The organism is Peribacillus frigoritolerans (assembly GCF_040250305.1).
In the GTDB taxonomy this organism is placed as follows: domain Bacteria; phylum Bacillota; class Bacilli; order Bacillales; family DSM-1321; genus Peribacillus.
Map to the genome: position 1 here is coordinate 1,574,354 of NZ_CP158190.1, position 22,374 is coordinate 1,596,727.

The following is a 22,374-nucleotide window of genomic DNA, read 5'->3' on the forward strand; positions in this document are numbered from 1 at the left end:
TAAATGTTAAAAGAACACTTAGTGACTGAAGTAATCGATAATGTAATGATCCTGACTTTGAATCGTCCTGAAAGCTTGAATGCGTTTAGTCCGGATATGATTGCAAGCTTAACGAAAGCGATTAAGGATGTAAAACATACACCACATATAAGGGCCGTCATCATCAAAGGGGCGGGAAGGTCGTTCACTGCAGGAGGAGACGTAAAGTCGATGGGGAAGGCCTCTGCAGGTCAATTGTATGATCATGTCGGCAGAATGAACGAATGCATAATGGCTCTGGATGCTTCTGAGGTTCCCGTAATCGCTGCCGTCCATGGATTTGCGGCAGGGGCAGGATTCAATTTGGCACTCGCTTGTGATTTGATCGTTGCTTCCGATGATAGTCAATTTGCCATGAGTTTTTCACAGGTAGGCCTGATTTCTGATGGAGGGGGTTCTTATTTTTTACCTAAATTAGTAGGGCCCCACCTTGCAAAGCAGCTCTTCTTTTCTGCCGAACCGATTTCTGCGGAGCGCTTATACCAGTTAGGTGTCATTAATTATATTTACCCACTCAATCAACTTGAAGAAGAATCATTGAAACTTGCGGAAAAGCTGGCAAATGGACCGACAAAAGCTTATGGAATGATGAAAAAGCTCGTTAGTCATTCATTTACTGCTACACTTGATGAAATACTCGAACAGGAGCGCATCACGCAAACCTTGATGGCTTCAACAGAAGATCATCTGGAGGGAGTTGCAGCATTCAAAGAAAAGAGAAAACCGGAATTTACTGGGAATTAATAGGGGAGGGATAAAGATGAGAGCCATTCATTTTGAAGAATACGGCGGACCGGAAGTACTGAAATTGACTGAAATGGAAAGACCAGTGCCAACTGGGCATGAAGTTCTGATTGAAATCGATTGTGTCGGCGTCAATTATGCAGATACAGCCAGAAGGGAAGGGCAATATGTAGTACCTACGCCGCTTCCGTTCATTCCAGGTGCGGAAGTGGCGGGAGTTGTGGTGGAAGTTGGTGGAAAGGTGACTAAAATCAAACCTGGTACAAGGGTCGTGAGTTTAATTGAATCAGGTGGATATTCAGAATACGCCCTATCTGATGAATTCTCGGCCATTCCGCTTCCTGATGCCATTCAGTTCCATGAAGCTGTTGCCCTGCCCCTGCAAGGCCTGAGCGCCTATCATATTTTAAAGACAATGGGACGCATGCAACAGGGGGATACGGTATTGGTCCATGCTGCTGCAGGTGGAGTAGGAACGATTGCTGTCCAGCTAGCCAAAATCTTCGGAGCTGGAAAAGTGATTGCCACAGCCAGCACAGTGGAAAAGTTGGAACTGGCTAAAGAGATGGGGGCAGATGAACTCATCGATTACACGAAAGAAGGATGGGAAATGGAAGTCCGTGAGGTCACGGGAGGAAAGGGAGTCGACGTGGCGCTGGAAATGGCTGGAGGGGATATTTTCAATAAAACATTGAAATGTTTGGCACCATTTGGACGTCTAGTTGTTTTTGGTAATGCCAGCCGTAAGCCTTATACGATGAACCCGCAGCAATTAATGAGGCGCAATCAATCCGTCGTAGGTTTTTTCCTGCCACAGATCATGAAACACCCAGATTTACTGTTGCCCAGCATTCAAGAACTTTTTGCATACGTCGCGTCTGGGGAACTTAAGCTAACCATCGGCGGAATCTATCCAATTGAAAAGGCAGCAGCCGTCCATGAGGAAATGAACGCCCGTCAAACAAAAGGGAAGTTGATTTTGCAGGTTAAATGAGAAGAAGGGGTGTGATGCACCCCTTGTATGATAATGGATTTTTGCCCTTCTGGAACGACTCAATCCGTATCGGTGCTGACATCTTTATCGGGATGCATGAAAGGCGGCTGCGGTGCTCTTTTAGCCTCTAACAATTCACGGTTTTCAGTTGAATTCCAGCCTATATCATTGGTGGGGTGTATCCATTCGTCTCCAGCCATGATTTCCGGATCTGTATCTTCATTCCAATTTTCAAGTGGTGAGTTTTCGGATGCATATTTACTGTCGCCGATGACGACACCATAATCATTAACGAATGGAGCCTGTGGTTTTATGCCGGTTCCTTTAAAGCTTGGTGCGTTAATTTGGTGTGGTTGTGTATCGTCGATAATTGGTGAATCCAATTTTTTTTTCATATAGCGTCTCCCTTTCCGTTTTACGGTTATTTTTCTCGTCTGTCCCTATATTATCCCTGAATAATTTCCGGCATTTTTACCCCATTCTAAAGATGTAAACTATAAAAAAAAGGGTGGATGAAAATGAAACGGAAAGCCAATGTGGATGGTGCTGTCAAAGCAAGTAAAACGCCAAAAAGAAACCAAGCTGAAAATGAATTTTCCAATGAGTTCGCAATGGAGGAAAACGCAATGAAAGGTGCCAACCGCAATTCAAAGCAAGGCAGAAAAGGAAGAAGTTAATGGATAAAGAAAAACGGGACAGCAGGGAAAAGATGGGGGAACATGTACGAACGGAATTTGGAATCGAATTCAGCGGCGATATGAACGCAACAAAAATTTATGAAATTTTGGCAAAAGAAAATAAAAAACGTGAAAGTGATAAGTAAATAAGGACGGACCCAATTCTTGGGTCCGTCCTTATTCTTAAAGCATGATGCTGCCAGATTTTGAGAGAGGGAAAATTGTTGATCCCTTACCACTCGGATCAAAATAGGCAAGCATGAACGATGGTTTATCGACGATTGTTCCCTCAGCTAAATACGTTTCCAAATCAAAGGGAAGTGCCTCGAGCAATGTGTGTTTGTGTATTTCCTTTTCATTAAGGGCCAAAGCTGTGAAAGAGGAACCAAGCTGTTCAGGGTTATTCAGAATATCTTCATATATCTCTTTCCGCCCATTTTTATCTAATGGAGCTTCCCACCAAGGTTTACGTGGTTTGTATTTTTGATTCATGAAATAATCCAATTTCATGAGTCCGATAATGTTTTTCAGTTCGGCAGATTCCCGGGAAGCCAAAAACTGCTGTAAACGTCTGAACAAGTCTTCAAGCTGATGTCCGATTCGTGACCACCCTTGTTCATCCCAATAGGTACCGAAATCTTGAAAGAAGTCGAACGGTGATTGAAATACCGTTTGGACAAGATATTCCGTGGTATGGTCCATTCTATGATCGTTCCAGTATTTTTCAAGGACATCTTCAACTTGTTTAATGCGGACAATGTCATCGAAGGATAAAACATTATTCCCCAGGATTTCATAGGGAGCATGTTCGCTGTATATATATTGGTGTTCATCGGCACGTATCCTTAAGCCAGTGCCACGAAGCATCTTTAAGAAACCAAGCTGCATCTCTTCGGGTCTGAGCTCGAAAACATCATTGAAGGTCTTTCTGAAAGAATGATAATCTTCTTCTGGTAAACCGGCAATAAGGTCTAAATGCTGATCAATTTTCTGACCTTCTTTTACCATGGTTACGGTCCTTGTCAGTTTTTCGAAATTCTGCCTTCTCATAACTAGATCATTCGTATGATCATTCGTCGATTGTACCCCTATTTCAAAGCGGAACAAACCTGCTGGGGCATTATCGTTCAAGAACTGGATAACTTCCGGACGCATGATGTCCGCCGTGATCTCGAATTGGAAAACCACACCGGGAAGATGTTCATCGATTAAGAATTGAAACATTTCCATGGCATAGCTTCGGCTGATATTGAAGGTTCGGTCAACGAACTTAATGGTCTTTGCACCATTAGACATTAGGTACCTGATATCTTCTTTAATCTTTTCACGATCAAAATACCTGACACCCACTTCAATCGATGAAAGGCAAAATTGGCAGCTAAAAGGGCAGCCTCGGCTAGTTTCGATATAGGTGACACGTTTAGATAGGTCGCCACGGTCTTCCTCCAAACGATATGGAGTAGGGAGGGATTTCAAATCTACCTTGCCGTTCTGAGGCTGGATGATTTTTTTCCCATCCTGCCGATACGCAATGCCGCCGACCTTCTTATAGTCATTCGAACCTTCGATTTCTGATAAAAGGGCCTTAAAGGTGACTTCACCTTCGCCAATTACGATGAAATCAGCCCCGGGAATCTGATCAAGCCATTCCCCAACATCATAGGTGACTTCAGGTCCGCCCAGGATGATAACCAATCCTGGATTGATCTTCTTCAGCATGGCTACGACCTTCATTGTTTCCTCGATGTTCCAAATATAGCAGCTGAACCCGATTACATCAGGTTTTTTGGAATGAAGGTCACCAACTATGTTCATAATCGGATCTTTTATTGTATATTCTGCCAGCTGTACATCATAATCTGGCTGGGCATAAGCTTTTAAATATCGGATGGATAGCGATGTATGGATATATTTTGCATTAAGAGTACTGATTATTATATTCATGTTAAAGGGCGTAAAGTAAACGCCTGACTCCTTTCGTGTACATGTCTTTTTAAGCCTACAAGCACTAACGAGTAATTTTACCATAGCGTGCTTCATTTGAAAAATGAGTTATTGCATTGAAGGGGAATCTTTTCACCTTGAAGGTCGATATGAATTAAAAACGGATAAAGCAGAAAATGCTTCATCCGTTTTATTTAAAAAGCTTGTTTAATATATTCTTTTGTTTTAGTCATGAAACGTTTTGTTTTGGTCGTCTTCAATTCGATGATCGGCTGTGCCATCGTAGCGATCATTTCACTTGATAATAACACCGTAATCAAGAAAGAGAGGCCGGCGAGCATGATGAAGCTCTCTGTATTGCTGAAGTATTCCTGTATGGTGCTTTCACGGAAGAACCGAATGAAGAAACCATGCAGCAGATAGACATAAAGGGTTTGTTTACCCCAATTCGTAAAGAAATATTGTCCGCGTGGGATGAATGAAAGAAAGCTGAACACTGAAATGATGCTCAATCCATAAAATCCTAGGCGTTTGAACATGGACACGATTGTCGCATCTTCGAGTTCGGCATATGGTTTCGAACCGAGCAGCCATTTATAATTGATATCGGTATTTAAATAAAAACCGATAAAAATCACTAACATGACACTAAGTGAAGCCAAACGAACTTTGGGAGTGAATAGTTTTTTTAAATGGTCCTTGCTTAAATGGTATCCGATCAAGAACATCGGGAAAAAAACGAATGTCCTGGAGAGACTAAGGTAATTGGAAATATTGTCAATATATCCAATCAATAATGCGATTAAAATAGATAAACCTATGCCTACTGATGGCTTTAGCTTTGAAAAACCAAGCAGCATGATGTTCCAGCAGAATAAACTGATCAAGAACCATAGCGACCATTGGGGATCAAGCAGGTCTACAGTGATGGCAGAGCGTTCATATAAGAAATAATAGTATACGGTATATATCAATTGGAAAATGATGTAGGGTAAAATCAGTTTTTTAGTAATTTTACCTAGATACCCTTTTTGATAAAAACCTTTCGCAAAGAAGCCTGAAACCAGGATAAAGGCAGGCATGTGAAAGGAATAAATGGTTTTATATAATGCATAAATCGTTTCACTGTCATGTATATACGTATTCAGCAAATGTCCAAAGACGACAAAAGCCATGAGAATGAACTTCGCGTTATCGAAGAAAAAATCACGTTGTTTCATTATTGCCTCCATTTAATAAATTTTTAAGGTAGCTAGAAAGCATTGTTATTTCTTATACCCTAAATACCTTGTACGAAATCAATATTTATTAAATTTATTATAAAAATCTTAAATTAAGCTTAACGCTAAGTTTTATAGTATTCAATATACTATAGTTTGATATATAGGATAATTTTGGAATCTTATCGATTTTCGGAAATACCGAGGAAAATCAAGATGGATGTCGAATAAAGTTGGTAAGTAGGGGTTTTGATGAGGGGGGTTTATATGAATATCGGTTATGAGAATGAGACGGGATATAAACAGGAAATTATAAAATTGAATAAACAAATAGAAGGGTTTTTGAATATTTTCAATTCAATATCAGAGCCTTATATTAGGGTTGATGAGGAACAGCGTATCACTTTTGCCAATGATGCCTCATGTGCCCTGCTGGAATCATCGAAAGATCAGCTGGAGTCCATGAAGATAACAGATTTTCTCGATGTCATCCCTTTAAATAATCAGGAAGTGTCAAGTTCCCTAAAAACCTCGAATGCATCTCAAAGGCAAATTATCCAGCTTCATACCGGAGCCCTTAAGCAAATAGAGTTTATACGTATAGGCGATCTTTCCGAAGGACAGCAGTTCTATCGTTTGGGGGATGTGACATTGGATGTTTCTTCGTCAAGAGAAACAAGGATGTCAAGGCAGATGTTTTTGGACATTTTTGATACAGCCATAGAAAGTATCGTTCTATTCGACAGTTCAGGAATAATCATGGAAGTGAACCATGCCTTTATCCATGTCATGGGCATCCCGAAAAAAGAGATTGTCGGTAAGAATATGAGGGACCTCATATCCCCTGATTATCGGGGATATTGGGATGAGAGCATACAAAGAGCCTGTTATGAGTCGAACTTCAAAGGAGAGGTAGAGATTAAGGTTGGGGATGAACTGCATCACTTTACTTTTTCCATAAGTTCAACGGTAGGAAATGAATTATACATGTCAGTGCTTCGAAGAATTACAGAATCAAATATAATAGAAAAAAAGTTAGAGACGAGCGAACGGATTTTTGCGGAATTATTCGACCAGTCCATGGATGCGATCATATTCTGGAATGATGATGGAATCATTTTTCGGGTCAATCATTCAGCATGTAAAATATTCGAATCCAGCAGAGAGGATTTGATAGGCAGTTATATCTGGAAATACGTGTACAGCAATACTAACCATTTTGGTCAGATGATGGAAACATTTGAAAGAGACACCCAAGTTCGGGGCGAGCTGATTTATAAAATGCCTAATAACCAAATTAAATTGCTTGAATTGACTGCCAAAAAACATGAAGGTGACGGGTATAACGTAACGATATTTCGAAATGTCAGTGAGCGCTGGCTGATTGAGAAGGAATTAAGGGATAGTGAGAAGAAGTTCAGGAAGATTTTTGAGGGAACATTAGACGGCTTGATTCTCTGGAATCATGAAGGGTTCACGGATATTAATGAAGCGGGTCAAAAAATATTGGAGATTTCAAAGCGTAAACTGCTTTCTTTATCTGTTAAGGGATTCATCAAAAAAATTCCTGAAAATGCTCCTGTCTTGAACGCTCACATTGAAAATGTTTATAAGCATGAGGTCTACTCATCCATCATTCCAATAACATTCGAAGATGGAAGAGTGAAGCATATTGAATTTTTGACAAGGAAAAATTTATATTCGAACCTGAATTTAAGCATTTTCCGAGATGTGAGTAAAAATCTCGAAATGCAGGAACAGATCAGGAAATCGGATACTTTGAATGTCGTTGGTGAACTGGCGGCCGGAATTGCTCACGAAATCAGGAATCCAATGACAGCCTTAAAAGGTTTTATCCAGTTGCTTGAGGATGGTGTCAAGGGGGAGTTTTCCACATATTTTCATGTGATTACATCCGAAATTAAGCGAATCGAATCTATTATCACCGAATTTTTGGTACTGGCAAAGCCGCAGGCGCTAAAAATTTTCAAACAGGATGTTCATACAATATTGAGAGAGACACTAGAATTACTGGCCGCTCAGGCACTATTGGAAAATATTCAATTCGAGACAGATTTTGAAGAAGATGAATTTAAGGTTTTATGTGAAGCGAACCAGTTAAAGCAAGTGTTCATTAACATCATCAAAAATGCATTGGAAGTCATGCCGGATGGCGGATCTGTTCAAATTAAAACAAGCCGGTTTTCAGAGAAATACGGTTGTATCTCAATTACCGATAAAGGCATGGGGATCTCAACGGAAATGCTAAAAAAATTGGGTGAACCTTTTTATACGACGAAGGATAGGGGAACCGGACTCGGGCTCATGGTCAGCTATAAAATCATTGAAGAGCACAATGGCTATATAGAAGTCGAAAGCGAGGTGGGAAAAGGGACGAGCTTTCATATTTATTTGCCTTTCGAGTAGAAGATATTTGCGACATTACTGCCGAATAACTGGCTAGCCGAGACACCGCTAGATGCCTGCTTTGATGCGGATTGACAGGCAGTCGGCGGAAAGGGAGCGGCTTTCTGAAAATAACTGAAACGTTTTCGCGAAAATAGGTTCTATCTAATTTATTAAACAAAGGGATTCGAAGGGAAAGCGAGTGCCTGGAGTGGACAAATAATACTTATCCTAAAAAAACTGCAGGCAAACTGGCTTTTCTTCGAATTTTCTACAGTCTGGGGAATCCATTATTGGATTCCTTTTTTTAGTCCTTCATTATTATCATGGAACCACAATTAAGCTCAATAAAAATGTTGTGCTTTCATTAAAGGGAAGCTGCCGAATTAATTAAGCGGAAACTTATAATCCCCTCAAATTGGTGAACTTTCAAATCATTTTTCGGAGCTGGCTTCATATGATTTCTTCCTGATCATTATAAGAGTTTTATGGTTAGAAATTTCCGTCATATCCTGTCTGCTAGTGGGTAAAGCTTTATCGCAATTTAAGAAGTTTTGTCTTTTTTTGCGAATCTATTTACATATAAGGCATATTTTGTAATACTTCTTTATTATAATGTAACTTTAAAAGGGCAGGAGTAGTGAATGTAGTTATGAATTCTAGGTGTGCAATGGAAATTTGTTCTGAGATTCGGATGAAGCGTTGGGAAATGATGGAGTTGGCCAAAATGTATGGACTAGGTCATGAGTATACCCTTCGCCAAAGTGAGCAGCTTGATAAACTAATAAATGAGTATTTGATCCTTCAACATCATTCATCGGAAGTGAGAAATAAGCGGGAAGAAATGGTTGTTATAGTGCAGCAGCCCTTTAATGATGACATAACCTTTTAGAGGGAACTGAATGCATGCATGACTTTTTAAATTGGCAGGCAGGGAGACAATCCCCTTTTTGCGATTTCTCATGAACGAACCTCAACATATCATTTAAAAACAATTAAAGAAAGACTTATATACACAAGAATATATCTTTGGAATTTTCATGGGTTTGGGGTATATATCGGGGGAGGTCACCAGAGGGTGTCCTTCATGCATCGGGATTGGTTTAGAGGACTTACTTTTTCTGAATGGATTACACTGATAAATAAAAAGTAAGGGCTGACTCACTTGATGGAGCCAGCCATGGCAGGTGGGGGAAATTACAAAACTTCCAATAATATTACCATGAACAAAAGGCCGACAATGAAGGAATAGGTAGATGTGCGTTCATTACCATCCCCATGGCTTTCAGGAATCAATTCCTTATAAACGATGAAAAGCATGGCCCCGGCGGCGAAAGCTAGGCCGTATGGAACCAGGAACCCAATGTAAGAGGTTAAATAATAACCCAATAACCCTGTAATTATTTCGATGGTACCGGTTAAGGTTGCTATCAGGAACGCTGTGAGTTTACCGATTTTTTGATTAATTAAAAACAAGGCTACCAGTAAGCCTTCCGGAGCATTTTGCAGGCCGATGGCAAAAGCGATCAAGTTACCTGTATCAGCTGTATCAGAGGCATAACTGACCCCGACCGAAAGACCCTCAGGAATATTATGAAGTGTAATGGCAGTGATGATGAGCAAAGCTTTTTCATCGAACTTAATGCCACTTTTCGTATGGCTGAGATCGATATGAGGAATGTTTTTTTCCATGATCGTTAATGTCAATACCCCGAGAAAAACTCCAATGACTAGCTGAATATACCCTCCGGTGGCCAGAGACTCCGGGATCAGGCTCAATAACGAAGCAGCCATCATGATTCCAGCGGTGAATGCCAGAAGCGTATCTCTGAATCGATGTGTGATTGAACCTTGAATGAACAAGATTGGTAACGCACCAAACCCTGTAGACATAGCAGATAGGATGCTGCCTAATAAAACTCCACTCATAAATTTCTCCTTTGTATGGTACTTATCGTTACTTATTTGTATACTTTTGGGTGAAACAATAATTTATTGTATTTAGACATAAAGAATATGTTCCAGGAAATAGCAATTATGCAGTTATTCTTCTGCATACCATTTTTTCAATGTTTGATCAGTCGGCAGCGACATGCTGATGATCCCCAGCAATGGCAGGAATCCCACTAGCTTAATCATCGATTCGATTCCAATTATATCGGCAATGGCTCCCAATGAAACGGATCCAATGGCACCCATTCCAAAGGCTAACCCTACAGTCAAGCCTGCCATCGTTCCGACTTTCCCCGGGACCAATTCCTGTGCGTATATTACAGTGACGGAAAAACTGCTCATTATAATGAATCCCGCCATCAATAATAAGATAAAAGCGGCTGTAGGAGGTACGAATGGTAAAAGTGCGGTTAGTGGCATGCTGGCAGCGAATGAAAAGAAAATGACATTTTTGCGCCCGAATCTATCAGCAAGCGGACCTCCGAAAAACGTACCTACAGCACCAGCGGCTAAAAAGGCAAATAGGAAAAATTGTGCGGATTTTATCGTGAATGAATATTGCTCGATCAAATAAAAACTATAAAAGTTCGTCATGCAAGATACATACCAGGAACGGGCAAAAATAATGAATAAAATCAATACCAGGGCTTTTGCCACTTTATGGGACCGCTCTTTATTGATTACTTTTGCAGCCAGCTTTTTAGGCTGGAAGTGAACCAATTTTTGTGAATACCATTTGGCAATATACAGCAATAGGAAAACGGCCATTAAGGCAACCAGGGCAAACCAGAGTGCGCCTTTTTGTCCAAAAGGAACAAGTACGATGGCTGTGATGAGCGGGGCAAGTGCCTGCCCGCTATTCCCTCCGACCTGATAAATTGATTGTGCCAGGCCTCTCTTTGGTCCGCCTGCCATGTAGGCAACCCTGGAGCCTTCCGGATGGAATATGGCTGACCCTAAGCCCATCAAGATGACCGCACCAAGGATAATGTTATAGTTTGGGGCAATTGCAAGAATGATGACCCCGATTAAAGTACTGGTCAACCCAATGGGCAATGCATATGGAAAGGGCCTTTTATCCGTATAGAACCCAACTGCCGGCTGCAGAAGCGATGAGACGATATTCAGGCAGAATGCAATCATCCCCAGCTGTGTATACGTTAACGACATTGATTTTTCGAGGATTGGGAACATGGCCGGTACGACAGCCTGTAGAGAATCATTCATTAAATGGCATATGCCTATGATGATCATGATTTTAAGAGTCATATCCTGTTTTTGCGGCTTTGTTTTAATGGCAGCGATACTTCCCATCTGTTTATTTCCTTCTTCCTGATTAAGATTTTTACCTATTCAATAAATAGATTCAAGAGGCATGCAGCGTATGCATGACGTCTTAAAATAAATCGGAATCGTTTATAGTCTTCATAAAAAAATGAAACCCTTCAAAGTATTGCTATGAATGTTTTATCAGCGGTAAGCTGATTGTAACGGTTGTACCGTTTTGAGGTTTACTTGAAAACTTGATGGTACCGTTAAAAGATTCAATTATTCGTTTACACACAAATAGCCCTAATCCGGTTCCTTCCTTTTTCGATGTATAGAAGGGATCGAACACTTTATCTATATCTTTTTCATTCAGTCCTTGCCCGGTGTCGATGATCCTGATTTTAGCCCATTCATTTTCATGGTGAATTTGAATCCTTAACTTTTTCCCAACTTCCATGGCCTCGAAACCGTTTTTGGCAATGTTGAGAATGACTTGTTTGAGTTGGTCCTTTGTACAATGAACCCGGATCGGCTCCTTTATGATATTCCATTCCACTTCAATATTGAAGTGACGTGCTTCTGATTCTATTATTGGTCTCAATTCAGCAATGATACTGCGAATATCATATAAGGATAAAGTCTGGGCCATTGGCTTCCCTAAAATCAAAAATTCGCTGACGATGCTATTGATCCGTTCAATTTCCTTCATGATGACAGAGTAATAGAACTGATCTTGTTCTTCAGGGTGTTTTTCAACCAATAATTGCACTAGCCCCTTTATGCCGGTAAGTGGGTTTTTTATTTCATGTGCAGTACTGGCAGCTAATGTACCGACAAAATCTATTTTTTGGCTTTCGTTTAGTAACTTCTGATTTTTAATATTCCTGCCAACGATCAGTTCCTCCACGATGATATAGATCATGTGAGTAAAAAAGAAGGTGAAAAAGACAAGCATTAAAAAAACATTCATGTTATTTGTGTTATTCTTGTCGGGCGCTTTGACCGACAGTGTCCAATCGACTTCGGTCAAAGGGACATCCACCCATGTTGAATGTCCAGTGAATCCTTCGGCATTTATATCTAAAATTCGGGTTTTGTCCTTTGTTTCCAATTTAAAGGTATGGCCGGGGATCAGGATCTTTAATCTTTTTTCCAAATGATCCAGCCTGATATGTGCCAATAAAAACCCTTGCACTTTTCTATCTTGATCAAGAAATGGAGCAAAAATGGAAAAATAATTAAAATCACGGTTATGTAGCTTTTTTGTTCCTGCAACAAACGATTTTTGTGTTTTTACGGCACGCTCAATATCATTCTGTTCAATTAAATAGTAATGATGGAAATTCTTATTCGTCCCTAAAATGGATACACCGTCGCGATTTAGCCAATACACTCCTGCATACCTGGGATCTGTATCTTTGATCCATTTCAAAAGAAGTTCGGTTTTTTTGTCATCCATATAAAGCACGGAACTGCTAAGGCTAAGCAGCTCAAGGCTTTCCTTCGTTTCACTGATAACTTGATCTATGTATTCTTGATAAACCGTTCCCGCCCATTTAGCTTGTTCCTGTCTTTCTTTTTGAATGGAACGTTCTAAATGCATCCAATAAATGATAGAGAGAAAAATTAATGGTAAAATAACAATAAGTAGATATGTGGTGAATTTATGCCTTGTTTTCATGTTTGTCACTACTTTAGCTTTTTTTTCAAGTATATCAAAATGATTGATTAAACAATAGTGCATACTAACAGGGCAGATTGACAAAAAAGTCTTTATGTCATATAATAACTTTTAATTCAAGATATTTTAATTAAAAATTTTTAAGGTTGTGAAGTTATGGAGAATAATAACATCCAACAGTCTTTGAAACTGTTCATTGTGATGTCTAGAGCTCATCGATCCATCAATGATGTGGTAAATAAACATATAGCTGAAGAGGGTTTGAATCCAACTGAGTTTGCAGTACTGGAATTACTTTATCATAAAGGGGATCAGCCTCTTCAGCAAATAGGCGGAAAGATCCTGCTGGCGAGCGGCAGCATTACCTATGTCGTGGATAAACTTGAACAGAAGGAATATCTACAGCGAATAGCATGTAAAGAGGATCGCCGTGTAACCTTTGCAAAAATAACGGATAAAGGAAAGGCCTTCATTGAAGGAGTATTTCCTGAGCATGAAAAAAGAATCGATGATATCATGAGTGTACTTACGCAAGATGAAAAGGCCACCGTGATCGAATTGCTTAAAAAGATTGGGTATTCCGCTCAAAATTAACTAAAGAACCAGCACCCGGTTTTAACTGCAGGTGCTGGTTTTTTATGTCTGATAAAACCTGAATTTGTTTTGGGGACATAGAGGTTTTTAATAAAGGTGTGGCGAATTAAATTATATTACGATAACCGCAATAATGATGAATGTGACCTGGATTGGAAAATGTTACTCTGGCTTATACAGGAAAAAATGTTTTTATATCGTGAAAAGGAGCGTACATATGAAATTTAATGAGTATGAATATAAACGTCCTGAAATGGATGAAATTAAAACACGGTTCATGAAAGCTTTGGAAAAATTTACTGACGCTGCTAATGCCGATGCACAAATAAAAGCCATGGAAGAAATAAATGAAATTCGAAATTATGTAGGTACGATGTTTAATTTGGTCTATATACGGCATTCCATTGATACCAATGATGATTTTTATAAAGCGGAGAATGATTATTTAGATGACTTCTCCCCTGAAATGGAAGAGTTAACCTCCAAATTTTACAATGAACTCGTTCGCTCGAAATATCGCAAGGAGCTTGAGTTGAAATGGGGAACTCAACTATTTGACCTGGCAGAGGCCCAACTCAAAACTTTTTCGCCGGAAATCATACCACAGCTGCAAAAAGAAAATAAATTATCAAGTGAATATTCACAATTGATTGCCTCTGCAAAAATCCCCTTTGATGGAAAAGAATTAACACTAGCGCAGCTTCAGCCTTTTATGGAGTCCTCGGACCGTGAATTAAGGAAAAATGCAAGTGAGGCATATTACGGTTTCTTTGAAGAAAAGCAGGAGGAATTGGATCGTATATTCGACGAACTTGTCAAGGTGAGGCATGGGATTTCAACAGCGCTCGGTTATGGGAATTTCGTGGAACTTGGGTATTATCGAATGACAAGGACTGATTATGATGCTGAAATGGTTGCTGCATTCCGCAAGCAGGTGAAAGAGGAAGTGGTACCGCTTGTCACACGGCTGAAGGGACGTCAACGCGAACGTCTTGGATTGGAGAACCTGAACTATTATGATGAGAATTTTCATTTCAGAACGGGTAATGCCATTCCAAAAGGCGATGCAGAGTGGATCATCGAAAACGGGAAAAAGATGTACCAGGAGCTTTCGCCTGAAACGAATCAGTTTTTCAACTATATGATAGATAATGACCTGATGGACCTTGTGGCGAAGAAAGGAAAAGAGAGCGGAGGCTATTGTACTTTTATAGAAGACTATAAGGCTCCATTCATCTTTTCCAATTTCAACGGTACTTCCGGGGATATAGATGTTTTGACACATGAGGCAGGTCATGCATTCCAAGTGTATCGCAGCCGTGATCTTGACATTCCTGAGCATTATTGGCCCACATATGAAGCATGTGAAATCCATTCGATGAGCATGGAATTTTTAACTTGGCCTTGGATGGAGCTATTTTTCAAGGAAGATACGGAAAAGTATAAGTTTTCCCATTTAAGCGGTGCCCTCATATTCCTTCCGTATGGGGTGGCTGTTGATGAATTTCAGCATTTTGTCTATGAAAATCCTGATGCCTCACCAGTTGAAAGAAAGCAGGCTTGGCGTAAGATCGAGATGGAATATTTGCCGCATCGCGATTATGAAGAAAATGAATTCTTGGAGAATGGCGGGTATTGGCAGCGGCAAAGCCACATTTATCAATCACCTTTTTATTATATCGACTATACATTGGCCCAGATTTGTGCTTTCCAATTCTGGAAAAGGTCGACAGAAAAAGATGAAACGGCTTGGGAGGATTATTTGAATCTGTGCCAACTTGGAGGCAGCAAGTCTTTCCTTGATCTCGTTGAATCTGCAAATCTGAAATCCCCATTTGTTGACGGGACTGTAGAGTCCGTTGTGAAGGTGATAGACGAATGGCTCTCCACTGTAGATGATAAGGCATTATGAAATATTAGGCTGTATGATACGAAACGGATACTTGAAAGAACGCTTGGAGATTATTCCAAGCGTTTTTTTTAATCTTTCATACGTTTGAAATGTTGGGCATGAAAAGTTCTGTTTGAAACCTCATGGAGAACTGCATAAGGGGGTTCAGTTTACATTAATGAGAGAATGTTAGCATAGTAAAAAAAAAGCCGACGAAAGGAATATTGCTCGGCTTGTCTTAAATGTCTCTTCCTTACATATAAATGTAGGGAGGAGGGGAGAGTATGCTGTCAAGGTGGTCAGGAAGTTTTCAGATTGCAGCGGTTTATGTAGGCACGGTCGTCGGTGCAGGGTTTGCAACTGGAAAAGAGATTGTCGAGTTTTTTACCCGTTATGGCTTTTATGGCTTTATCGGGATTTTAATAGCAGGTTATATTTTCATTTTCACTGGAACGAAAATCATGCTCATTTCCGCAAGGATCAGAGCATCTTCTTATGAAGAGTTCAATCAATTTCTTTTTGGCAGGAAAATAGCAGGAATAATCAACATCTTCTTCCTTATCATGCTGTTAGGGGTGACGGCTGTCATGATTTCGGGTTCAGGAGCCGTTTTCGAAGAACAACTTGGCGTGTCTAAAAGTATAGGAAGTTGGTCTACGATCATACTGGCATCCTTGGTCCTGATGATGGGCATGCGCGGTGTTTTCACTGTGAACTCGTTTGTTGTACCAATCATGATCTGTTTTAGTTTGATCCTTTTTTTCTCGACCTTGGGTAATGGGGATTTCTTTAAGACCCTTACAAAAGTTCCTGATGAAGTAATCACCGTGAAAATGATTTTGTCACCATTTGCCTATACAGCCTTTAACCTTGCTTTGGCACAGGCTGTGCTGGTTCCGGTTGCGTATGAAGTTCGAGATGAGAAGGTCATAAAACATGGTGCAATCCTTGGAGGGATATTCCTAACGATCATTTTATTGACGGGGCATTTTTCACTTATGACACTTCCTGACGTGAATGGTTATGAAATTCCTTCAGCAGTTATTATGAGAACGGCAGCCAGTCAGTTATATTGGATGTTCATTTTGGTGATTTACGGGGAGATATTCACTTCGGTCATCGGAAACATATATGGATTACAGAGGCAAATCAGCAGTTATATTAAATTGCCAAGCATGCTGATCATAGCGGTGATTTTTTTAATAGCTTTGATCATTAGTGAATTCGGCTATGGAAGGTTACTAGGATATATTTATCCGGTTTTTGGATACATAAGCCTCCTTTTTTTAATGCTTGTCTGGAAAAGCAAGGCGGGGAAGGAGTGATGAAGAACGGGGGGCCTGAACTTAGCCCTCCGTATCAGGGGGGAATCAATGTTCATCCTTTCATCAGCGTCTTAGCCATCTCTAGAAAAGCATCCCGGTAATCTCGATCTTTTTTTGTGAACATAGTTAAGCGGACGGGTGCTTTTTCATCCTTGAGCAATATGGAAGTGATTACATCATCCCCACTTTCCACTTCAAATCCCGTGCCGCTCTCGATATCAAGTGAAGGATCCCTAATCGTTTCTGAAATGCTTTCCAGCTGGGATTGAACATTTTTTTCAACCTCATCCCAATTGACATCCGTCTTCAATAATTCTATTCTCATATAAATGGAGTCATCTTCAGTCAGGAAAACAATATCCTTTCCAGGTTCTTCGGCACTTAATCTGAATTGTTGCAAAACGTAAAGGCTGAACGGTTGATTATCACTTTTTTTTAGGAACGCTGTTTTTTCTTTTGCTTCCCCGTTAATTGAATATTGCAGGTTTTGCTCCATCAGTCTTACTTTGTTATTGCGATTATCTCCTTGAGAAGTATTGCTTTCGTTCCCCTCTTTTACTGAACCTTCTTGTGGCTCATCTGCATTTTCGTCTGTGGTCGTACCGCAGCCAGTCAGCAGAAAAGCGGCGAATGTGACACAGCCAATATAACGTATCCAACGAGTCATTTGTTTCCCTCATCTTTCTGATAGAAATTCCAATCTGAATCATGATATTTTGCATCACATACAAGTGTTTTGCCCTTTAATGAATTAGACGGAGTAAAATGGAAATGGTTACAAAAAACTGGAGAATCAATTCGTACACTTGCTAAAAAAGTGAAAAACGGAATGGTATTGAGAAACCATCCCGTTTTGAATTAACCTATGATTTTATAATTTTTATGGTTGACGACGGTTTTCTGTTCAAGTTCCAAATCACGATAATTTTCCATATACGTGACGTCCACGATTACTGAGTTCTCGTTCACTTTCTCGACGATTCCTTTTAAGCCTTCTCTAAATTCAATGATATTTCCAACTTCCGCTTTCTTCATGGTAATCATCCTTTCCCATTTTGTTTCCAATGATCAAAAAGTAACTATGGAGTAATTGGATTATTCGAACATCTTGCCGTTTAGATTTTGACGTGGGAAGTGCCAGTAAGAGAATTAGTTATCTCTTATGTCGGTACAGTAAGCTAAACTTTTAAAGGGAGGTGCGATTCTTGAAATGGAGCAGCTGCAATGATGTGGCATAATTTGGTATATCTTGCAAACGCAGTTATACGTACCAGTATGTAATTCTATGTACAAAATATGCCAATCATTTTACATTATGATATTTTACTATACAGTTTGCACTATTTTAAAGCATACGTAAAGAATAATGTAGCAAGAGGGCCTCAAAAAATTCTGATTTATATTTAGTGGCATGCTTATGTTAAAATGAAAACGGAATTTCTCCTGTCTGAATATGAAGGGACATTTGATAATTAAGGGGGATAATATGATGAATGCAGATGAAGCAAAAGATGTACTCGATAAACTGGCAAATCGGGAAATGGAAGAATTCAGGATAACAAAGGAAGAATTTTTGGCTTTTCGTGAGGTTCTTGTTAAAAGGGAAGACTTTAAACATTTTCGGGGGAATGCCCAACATAACGGTGTGATAATTTATACGTATTTAGAAGAAGCGAGAAGTTAATCAATGTAAATAATTAGGGGTGGCTCATGATTGAGCCACCCCTAATTATTTACAATGGAAAAATCACTTGTTTCCTTAATTTATTTAAAGCGGACTTTCTCCATGATTTGACGGCTGCTGCAGTGACTTGATAGACCTCAGCGATTTCAGACACCGTTTTATTTTCGAGGTATGTCTGTAAAAGCCAGCGTTGCTGATTCAGTGTCAATCCTTCCGTGTAGGTTAAGATATTATCGATGGCAAAGGCCTCTTCATGCATCGAAAAAGGATCCTTAATCTCTAATATGAAGGAATCAAAGGGTTCGGTACGGATCTCATATTTATGATGATGCTTTAATTCGTTCAGAATTTTGCCTTTGATTACCGTATAGGCATAGTTGGAGAATTTTCCGTATTCCTCATTGAAATTCCCTAATGACTCCCATAAAGCAATCAAGCCTACTTGAAAATATTCTTCCTTATTTTTATAGATGGAAAGTGAGCGGATAATATGATGGATCATCGGGGTGAAATCCTTCGTTAGTGCTGAGAAATCTTCCATTAAGCAAGTCACCTTTAGAAAGTGCACTTTCCTGTATTCCCGGGTGCTTCTACCATAAATAAATCGATCATATATAGCCAAAAAGCGTAACGGGAAAATTGAGGGGAAAAAAGTGGGGTTTAAGGGAGCTAAAAAGAACCTTATCGAAGGGAAAAAAGGGAGATTCAAGTTATCTTGAATGTGGGAAGACCAAATGAAAAGTCATATACACATGAAGATGTGTTCAGTTTGTCTGCAAAAGGAGGTTCGGAATGTTCTCAACCCGATCCATGATTATAAAACAAGACTAGATTATCCTTAATGTTTTTTTACTGTAATCCTTATTGGATTGAAGAAATATGCGACACTCCTGCCGAAAAACTGTCTAGCCGAGACCCCACAGTCTGAAACCACGGAGATGGACTCCACGGTTTCAGTTTGACGACAAAATGGGTTTCGGGGGCAAATAGTGAGGTGAAGGTCGAAAAAATTCGTGAACGGTCGAATAATGTGCGGGGTAGGTCGAATATAGTGCCTCAACGGTCGAATACAGTACGAGGTAGGTCGAATAATGTGCGTGAACGGCTGAATAAAGTGTGGTTTAGGTCGATAAACTGCGTCAACGGCCCAAGACAGTGCAGCGGGTCGAATAAAGTGCTCCGGTATTTAGTTTTTTTACTGTAATCCTTATTGGATTGAAGAAATATGCGACACTCCTGCCGAAAAACTGTCTAGCCGAGACCCCACAGACGCTTGCTTTGATGCGGCTTGGCAGACTGTCGGCGGAAAGGGAGTGGATTTCTGAAATCCGATGGATCTTTTTTAATAAAAACTGCAGGCAATCTGATCTTTTTTTAATTTGCCTGCAGTCTGTACATATAAAGATGTGTAATTTTGCAAATCATCATATAGTTATTAAAAAAAACGGAAGCGGGCATATTGATAAACCGTTGAATTTGTTAACTTTGCGATTTTCGGAAACCGGCATCCTGTGCGTCCTGTTCGGTACAAAACATTTCTTCTGGTTTAGTAATTTCGTAATATTGGCCCGAAGGAATGTGATATATTTTATTGCCTTTAGAGTTTATATTCCCTTTAATTTGCGGGTTACTGCAAGATCCAGTCGGCTTTTCCACTGATACTTCTTTTGACTGGGAATCATCAAACCCATTTGAAGTTGCATAGTTTTCAATAGACCAAATACCGATTTCGTCTCTTTGGGCTTGTTTCTGAATATCTTCCAATTCATCAAGGTATTTCGTGTTCGGTGCATAAACGTAGGCTACCCTGGCCAGTCCTTTTTCAAGCAGGAGTTTATTCACCATTTTACCATCAACATAAAAATAGGCCAGCAGCCGGCCGTATTTATCCCTTTCACCTATGCCGGTTTCTACTTCCACTTCAGAGCCCGCAGGCATGAGTTCCTTGGCGAACTTGCTTGCTTCAGGTCCAAAAGGCTGAACGGGCTTGGATGGGTGCACGGTTTCTGGAGTATCTACCAAAAGGAGCCTGACCGTTTCTTCATTTCCATTAGCCATTTTGATTTTTACTGTATCTCCGTCAACAACTTTGATGATCTCGGCTGTGAATGTCTTGCCTTTTTCTTCATTTGAAATTGAATCTTCCTGTTTGGATTGATTAATCTGGTTATCTGATGCTGCCTGGCAGCCAGACAACGTAATCAGGCAAAGTGCAGTCAGGAGAAAAACATTCAGATAAGAATGTAACAAGGAATTTCCGTTCATGATAAGTCCCCCCATTTATTAAGGTGTTTTCCACGTCCGTCATGGATATATTCGGCAGGACTAATACTAACCCATAAAAAAGCGAAAGAAAATGAAAATTTTTACATGCATCGCTACCCCATATCATGATAGTTTCTTATAATGATATGGTGGAGTAAGGGAGGCAGGGGGTACAAAATGATATTTAGGCTTGAAAATATTAGGTATAAAGGGATTTTGAAAATTGATGATTTGAAAATACACGCTTGTATGGTCACTTGCTTGACTGGGGAAAGCGGTGCAGGAAAAACCTCACTGCTCCGATTATTGAACAGGATGGATGACCCGGATAGCGGTTCGATCTATTATCAGGATCAGCTGCTGGATAAATTCAACCCGATAGAGCTCCGGCGTAAAGTCACAATGCTTTCTCAGGCACCGTTCACTTTACCGGGTACGATTGAAGAAAATCTGCAGATTGGCCTGGAATTGACAGAACGGGAAAAAAAGGATAAAGCCGAATTGGTTAAAGCACTTGAAACCGTCCAGTTGCAGAAGTCTTTAGACGAGGGGGCGGAGAATCTTTCTGGCGGGGAGAAACAGAGGCTGGCACTGGCGAGGCTACTATTATTGAAACCCGAGGTGTATTTACTGGATGAGCCGACCTCGGCTCTTGATGAGGAAGCCGAGCTGACGGTCATGAGCCGTTTTTTAGAAGAGGTAAAGCGGGAAAAAGGAACGGTCATCATGATAACCCATTCAAAACAGCTTGCGGACATCTGTGCTGAAAAGAGGATCGTTCTGAAAAAGGCGAAGGAGGGTGACTATTAATGGAAGCGAATGGGATAATAGATATTGAGTTCTGGCGTCTTTGTGCGGCCTACGTGTTTGTAGTAATCCTGCTCATAATCGTTAAATGGCGCGGGATTTCACGGGAGAAGCAAATCATGCTCGCTACGGTACGGATGACGGTCCAACTTGTTCTCGCCGGTTATGTTTTGACATATATCTTTGAAAATCCCCACCCTTTACTTTCTTTGGGATTTTTATGTGCGATGTCCCTGTTTTCCATCCATAATATTTTTAAGCAAGTGTCCCATACACTTAATAAGAAAATCAAAAGGATGGTTATCCTAAGTATGTTGTCAGGTCCCATGGCTGCCTTGTTTTATTTTAATGTGATCGTGATCCATTTCACTCCATGGTATGAGCCGAGGTATTTCATTCCAATTGCAGGGATGATCGTGGGAAATGCGATGACAGGAGTGACATTGGCGCTTAAAAACCTCCATGATGGGATTAGCAGTAATCGTGAAAAGGTAGAAGCGATGTTGATGCTTGGAGCGACTCCAGCGAGGGCTGTAAAGAAATATGTGGATGCTGCATTCGACTCGGCAGTGCTCCCGACTTTGAACAATATGCTCGGGATGGGGATTATCTTCCTTCCAGGAATGATGACAGGGCAAATCCTGTCGGGGATAAGCCCGCTAATCGCTATTGAGTACCAGATTGCAATACTAATCGGGATTCTCGGAAGTGTTTCATTAACGGTGGTCCTTTTCATTATGCTTAGTTTTAGGGCTTTTTTTACCAAAAATGCACAGCTGTCCATTTAATCATTGAAGAATCTGAAAAGTAATAGTTGCAGTTCCTTCTATATTTTTGTACTATTTTGTAGGTACCAATAGTTTTGGTTTGTTTGTTGGGAA

Annotated in this window: 22 protein-coding genes; 12 read left to right on the forward strand and 10 right to left on the reverse strand. The window is 40.2% G+C overall.

The window, feature by feature from the left end; all coding sequences use genetic code 11:
• Positions 1–3: 3 nt before the first annotated feature.
• Together ABOA58_RS07785 and ABOA58_RS07790 are read left to right on the forward strand one after the other, a co-directional pair.
• Entirely contained in the window at positions 4–783 is a 780-nt protein-coding gene (locus tag ABOA58_RS07785) for an enoyl-CoA hydratase/isomerase family protein (protein ID WP_350301873.1), read from the forward strand.
• Positions 784–799: 16 nt separating this feature from the next.
• Entirely contained in the window at positions 800–1,777 is a 978-nt protein-coding gene (locus ABOA58_RS07790; RefSeq protein ID WP_350301874.1) for a quinone oxidoreductase family protein, read from the forward strand.
• Between the two features lie 59 nt (positions 1,778–1,836).
• Here ABOA58_RS07790 and ABOA58_RS07795 read toward each other — a convergent pair whose 3' ends face one another.
• Positions 1,837–2,172 carry a DUF3905 domain-containing protein gene (locus ABOA58_RS07795; RefSeq protein ID WP_350301875.1) on the reverse strand — a complete coding sequence of 112 codons (336 nt, stop codon included), beginning with the start codon at positions 2,170–2,172 and terminating at the stop codon, positions 1,837–1,839.
• Between the two features lie 123 nt (positions 2,173–2,295).
• On the opposite strand from ABOA58_RS07795, the gene ABOA58_RS07800 reads away from it, so the two are divergent.
• Entirely contained in the window at positions 2,296–2,454 is a 159-nt protein-coding gene (locus ABOA58_RS07800) for a hypothetical protein (RefSeq protein WP_094246584.1), read from the forward strand.
• Entirely contained in the window at positions 2,454–2,600 is a 147-nt protein-coding gene (locus ABOA58_RS07805; RefSeq protein WP_350301876.1) for a hypothetical protein, read from the forward strand. The genes ABOA58_RS07800 and ABOA58_RS07805 overlap by 1 nt, the downstream gene beginning before the upstream one ends.
• Positions 2,601–2,637: 37 nt before the next feature.
• On the opposite strand, the gene ABOA58_RS07810 is transcribed toward ABOA58_RS07805, so the two are convergent.
• Positions 2,638–4,398 (reverse strand): B12-binding domain-containing radical SAM protein, encoded by a 1,761-nt coding sequence (locus ABOA58_RS07810; RefSeq protein ID WP_350302821.1) that lies wholly within the window; start codon positions 4,396–4,398, stop codon positions 2,638–2,640.
• Positions 4,399–4,592: 194 nt separating this feature from the next.
• Positions 4,593–5,618: an acyltransferase family protein gene (locus tag ABOA58_RS07815; RefSeq protein ID WP_350301877.1), complete on the reverse strand. Its 1,026-nt coding sequence runs from the start codon at positions 5,616–5,618 to the stop codon at positions 4,593–4,595.
• Positions 5,619–5,885: 267 nt separating this feature from the next.
• Between ABOA58_RS07815 and ABOA58_RS07820 the strand changes: the two genes are divergently transcribed.
• Together ABOA58_RS07820 and ABOA58_RS07825 are read left to right on the forward strand one after the other, a co-directional pair.
• Complete coding sequence (locus ABOA58_RS07820; RefSeq protein WP_350301878.1) at positions 5,886–8,045, forward strand: PAS domain S-box protein; 2,160 nt, start codon at positions 5,886–5,888, stop codon at positions 8,043–8,045.
• A 631-nt stretch (positions 8,046–8,676) separates the two neighbouring features.
• Positions 8,677–8,916: an aspartyl-phosphate phosphatase Spo0E family protein gene (locus ABOA58_RS07825; protein ID WP_101224501.1), complete on the forward strand. Its 240-nt coding sequence runs from the start codon at positions 8,677–8,679 to the stop codon at positions 8,914–8,916.
• Positions 8,917–9,221: 305 nt separating this feature from the next.
• Here the strand turns inward: ABOA58_RS07825 and ABOA58_RS07830 are convergent, their stop codons facing one another.
• The 3 genes from ABOA58_RS07830 to ABOA58_RS07840 all read right to left on the reverse strand — a co-directional run bounded on the left by ABOA58_RS07830 (position 9,222) and on the right by ABOA58_RS07840 (position 12,927).
• Positions 9,222–9,953 (reverse strand): ZIP family metal transporter, encoded by a 732-nt coding sequence (locus tag ABOA58_RS07830; RefSeq protein WP_350301879.1) that lies wholly within the window; start codon positions 9,951–9,953, stop codon positions 9,222–9,224.
• A gap of 114 nt (positions 9,954–10,067) precedes the next feature.
• The gene (locus ABOA58_RS07835; protein ID WP_350301880.1) at positions 10,068–11,291 is read right to left on the reverse strand and encodes an MFS transporter; all 1,224 of its coding nucleotides are present in this window, start codon (positions 11,289–11,291) and stop codon (positions 10,068–10,070) included.
• Between the two features lie 142 nt (positions 11,292–11,433).
• A complete protein-coding gene (locus tag ABOA58_RS07840) occupies positions 11,434–12,927 on the reverse strand; it encodes an ATP-binding protein (RefSeq protein ID WP_350301881.1) in 1,494 nt (497 codons plus the stop codon).
• Between the two features lie 156 nt (positions 12,928–13,083).
• Here ABOA58_RS07840 and ABOA58_RS07845 point away from each other — a divergent pair, with 156 nt between their 5' ends.
• The 3 genes from ABOA58_RS07845 (at position 13,084) to ABOA58_RS07855 (ending at position 16,737) form a co-directional block, all read left to right on the forward strand.
• Positions 13,084–13,521: a MarR family winged helix-turn-helix transcriptional regulator gene (locus ABOA58_RS07845; RefSeq protein WP_034314147.1), complete on the forward strand. Its 438-nt coding sequence runs from the start codon at positions 13,084–13,086 to the stop codon at positions 13,519–13,521.
• A 217-nt stretch (positions 13,522–13,738) separates the two neighbouring features.
• The gene (locus ABOA58_RS07850; RefSeq protein ID WP_350301882.1) at positions 13,739–15,433 is read left to right on the forward strand and encodes a M3 family oligoendopeptidase; all 1,695 of its coding nucleotides are present in this window, start codon (positions 13,739–13,741) and stop codon (positions 15,431–15,433) included.
• 263 nt (positions 15,434–15,696) lie between these two features.
• Positions 15,697–16,737 carry a YkvI family membrane protein gene (locus ABOA58_RS07855; RefSeq protein WP_350301883.1) on the forward strand — a complete coding sequence of 347 codons (1,041 nt, stop codon included), beginning with the start codon at positions 15,697–15,699 and terminating at the stop codon, positions 16,735–16,737.
• A gap of 52 nt (positions 16,738–16,789) precedes the next feature.
• On the opposite strand, the gene ABOA58_RS07860 is transcribed toward ABOA58_RS07855, so the two are convergent.
• On the reverse strand, positions 16,790–17,404 hold the full coding sequence (locus ABOA58_RS07860; protein ID WP_350301884.1) for a hypothetical protein: 615 nt from the start codon (positions 17,402–17,404) through the stop codon (positions 16,790–16,792).
• 191 nt (positions 17,405–17,595) lie between these two features.
• Positions 17,596–17,772 (reverse strand): YkvS family protein, encoded by a 177-nt coding sequence (locus ABOA58_RS07865; protein WP_064505160.1) that lies wholly within the window; start codon positions 17,770–17,772, stop codon positions 17,596–17,598.
• A gap of 454 nt (positions 17,773–18,226) precedes the next feature.
• Between ABOA58_RS07865 and ABOA58_RS07870 the strand changes: the two genes are divergently transcribed.
• Complete coding sequence (locus ABOA58_RS07870) at positions 18,227–18,421, forward strand: hypothetical protein (protein WP_350302822.1); 195 nt, start codon at positions 18,227–18,229, stop codon at positions 18,419–18,421.
• 49 nt (positions 18,422–18,470) lie between these two features.
• Here ABOA58_RS07870 and ABOA58_RS07875 read toward each other — a convergent pair whose 3' ends face one another.
• Both ABOA58_RS07875 and ABOA58_RS07880 read right to left on the reverse strand, forming a co-directional pair.
• A complete protein-coding gene (locus ABOA58_RS07875) occupies positions 18,471–18,962 on the reverse strand; it encodes a sigma-70 family RNA polymerase sigma factor (RefSeq protein WP_350301885.1) in 492 nt (163 codons plus the stop codon).
• 938 nt (positions 18,963–19,900) lie between these two features.
• A complete protein-coding gene (locus ABOA58_RS07880; RefSeq protein WP_350301886.1) occupies positions 19,901–20,686 on the reverse strand; it encodes a thermonuclease family protein in 786 nt (261 codons plus the stop codon).
• Positions 20,687–20,866: 180 nt separating this feature from the next.
• Between ABOA58_RS07880 and ABOA58_RS07885 the strand changes: the two genes are divergently transcribed.
• Complete coding sequence (locus tag ABOA58_RS07885; protein ID WP_434547787.1) at positions 20,867–21,496, forward strand: ABC transporter ATP-binding protein; 630 nt, start codon at positions 20,867–20,869, stop codon at positions 21,494–21,496.
• A complete protein-coding gene (locus ABOA58_RS07890; protein ID WP_350301888.1) occupies positions 21,496–22,281 on the forward strand; it encodes an ABC transporter permease in 786 nt (261 codons plus the stop codon). Before ABOA58_RS07885 ends, ABOA58_RS07890 begins: the two co-directional genes overlap by 1 nt.
• The last annotated feature ends 93 nt before the right edge of the window (positions 22,282–22,374 follow it).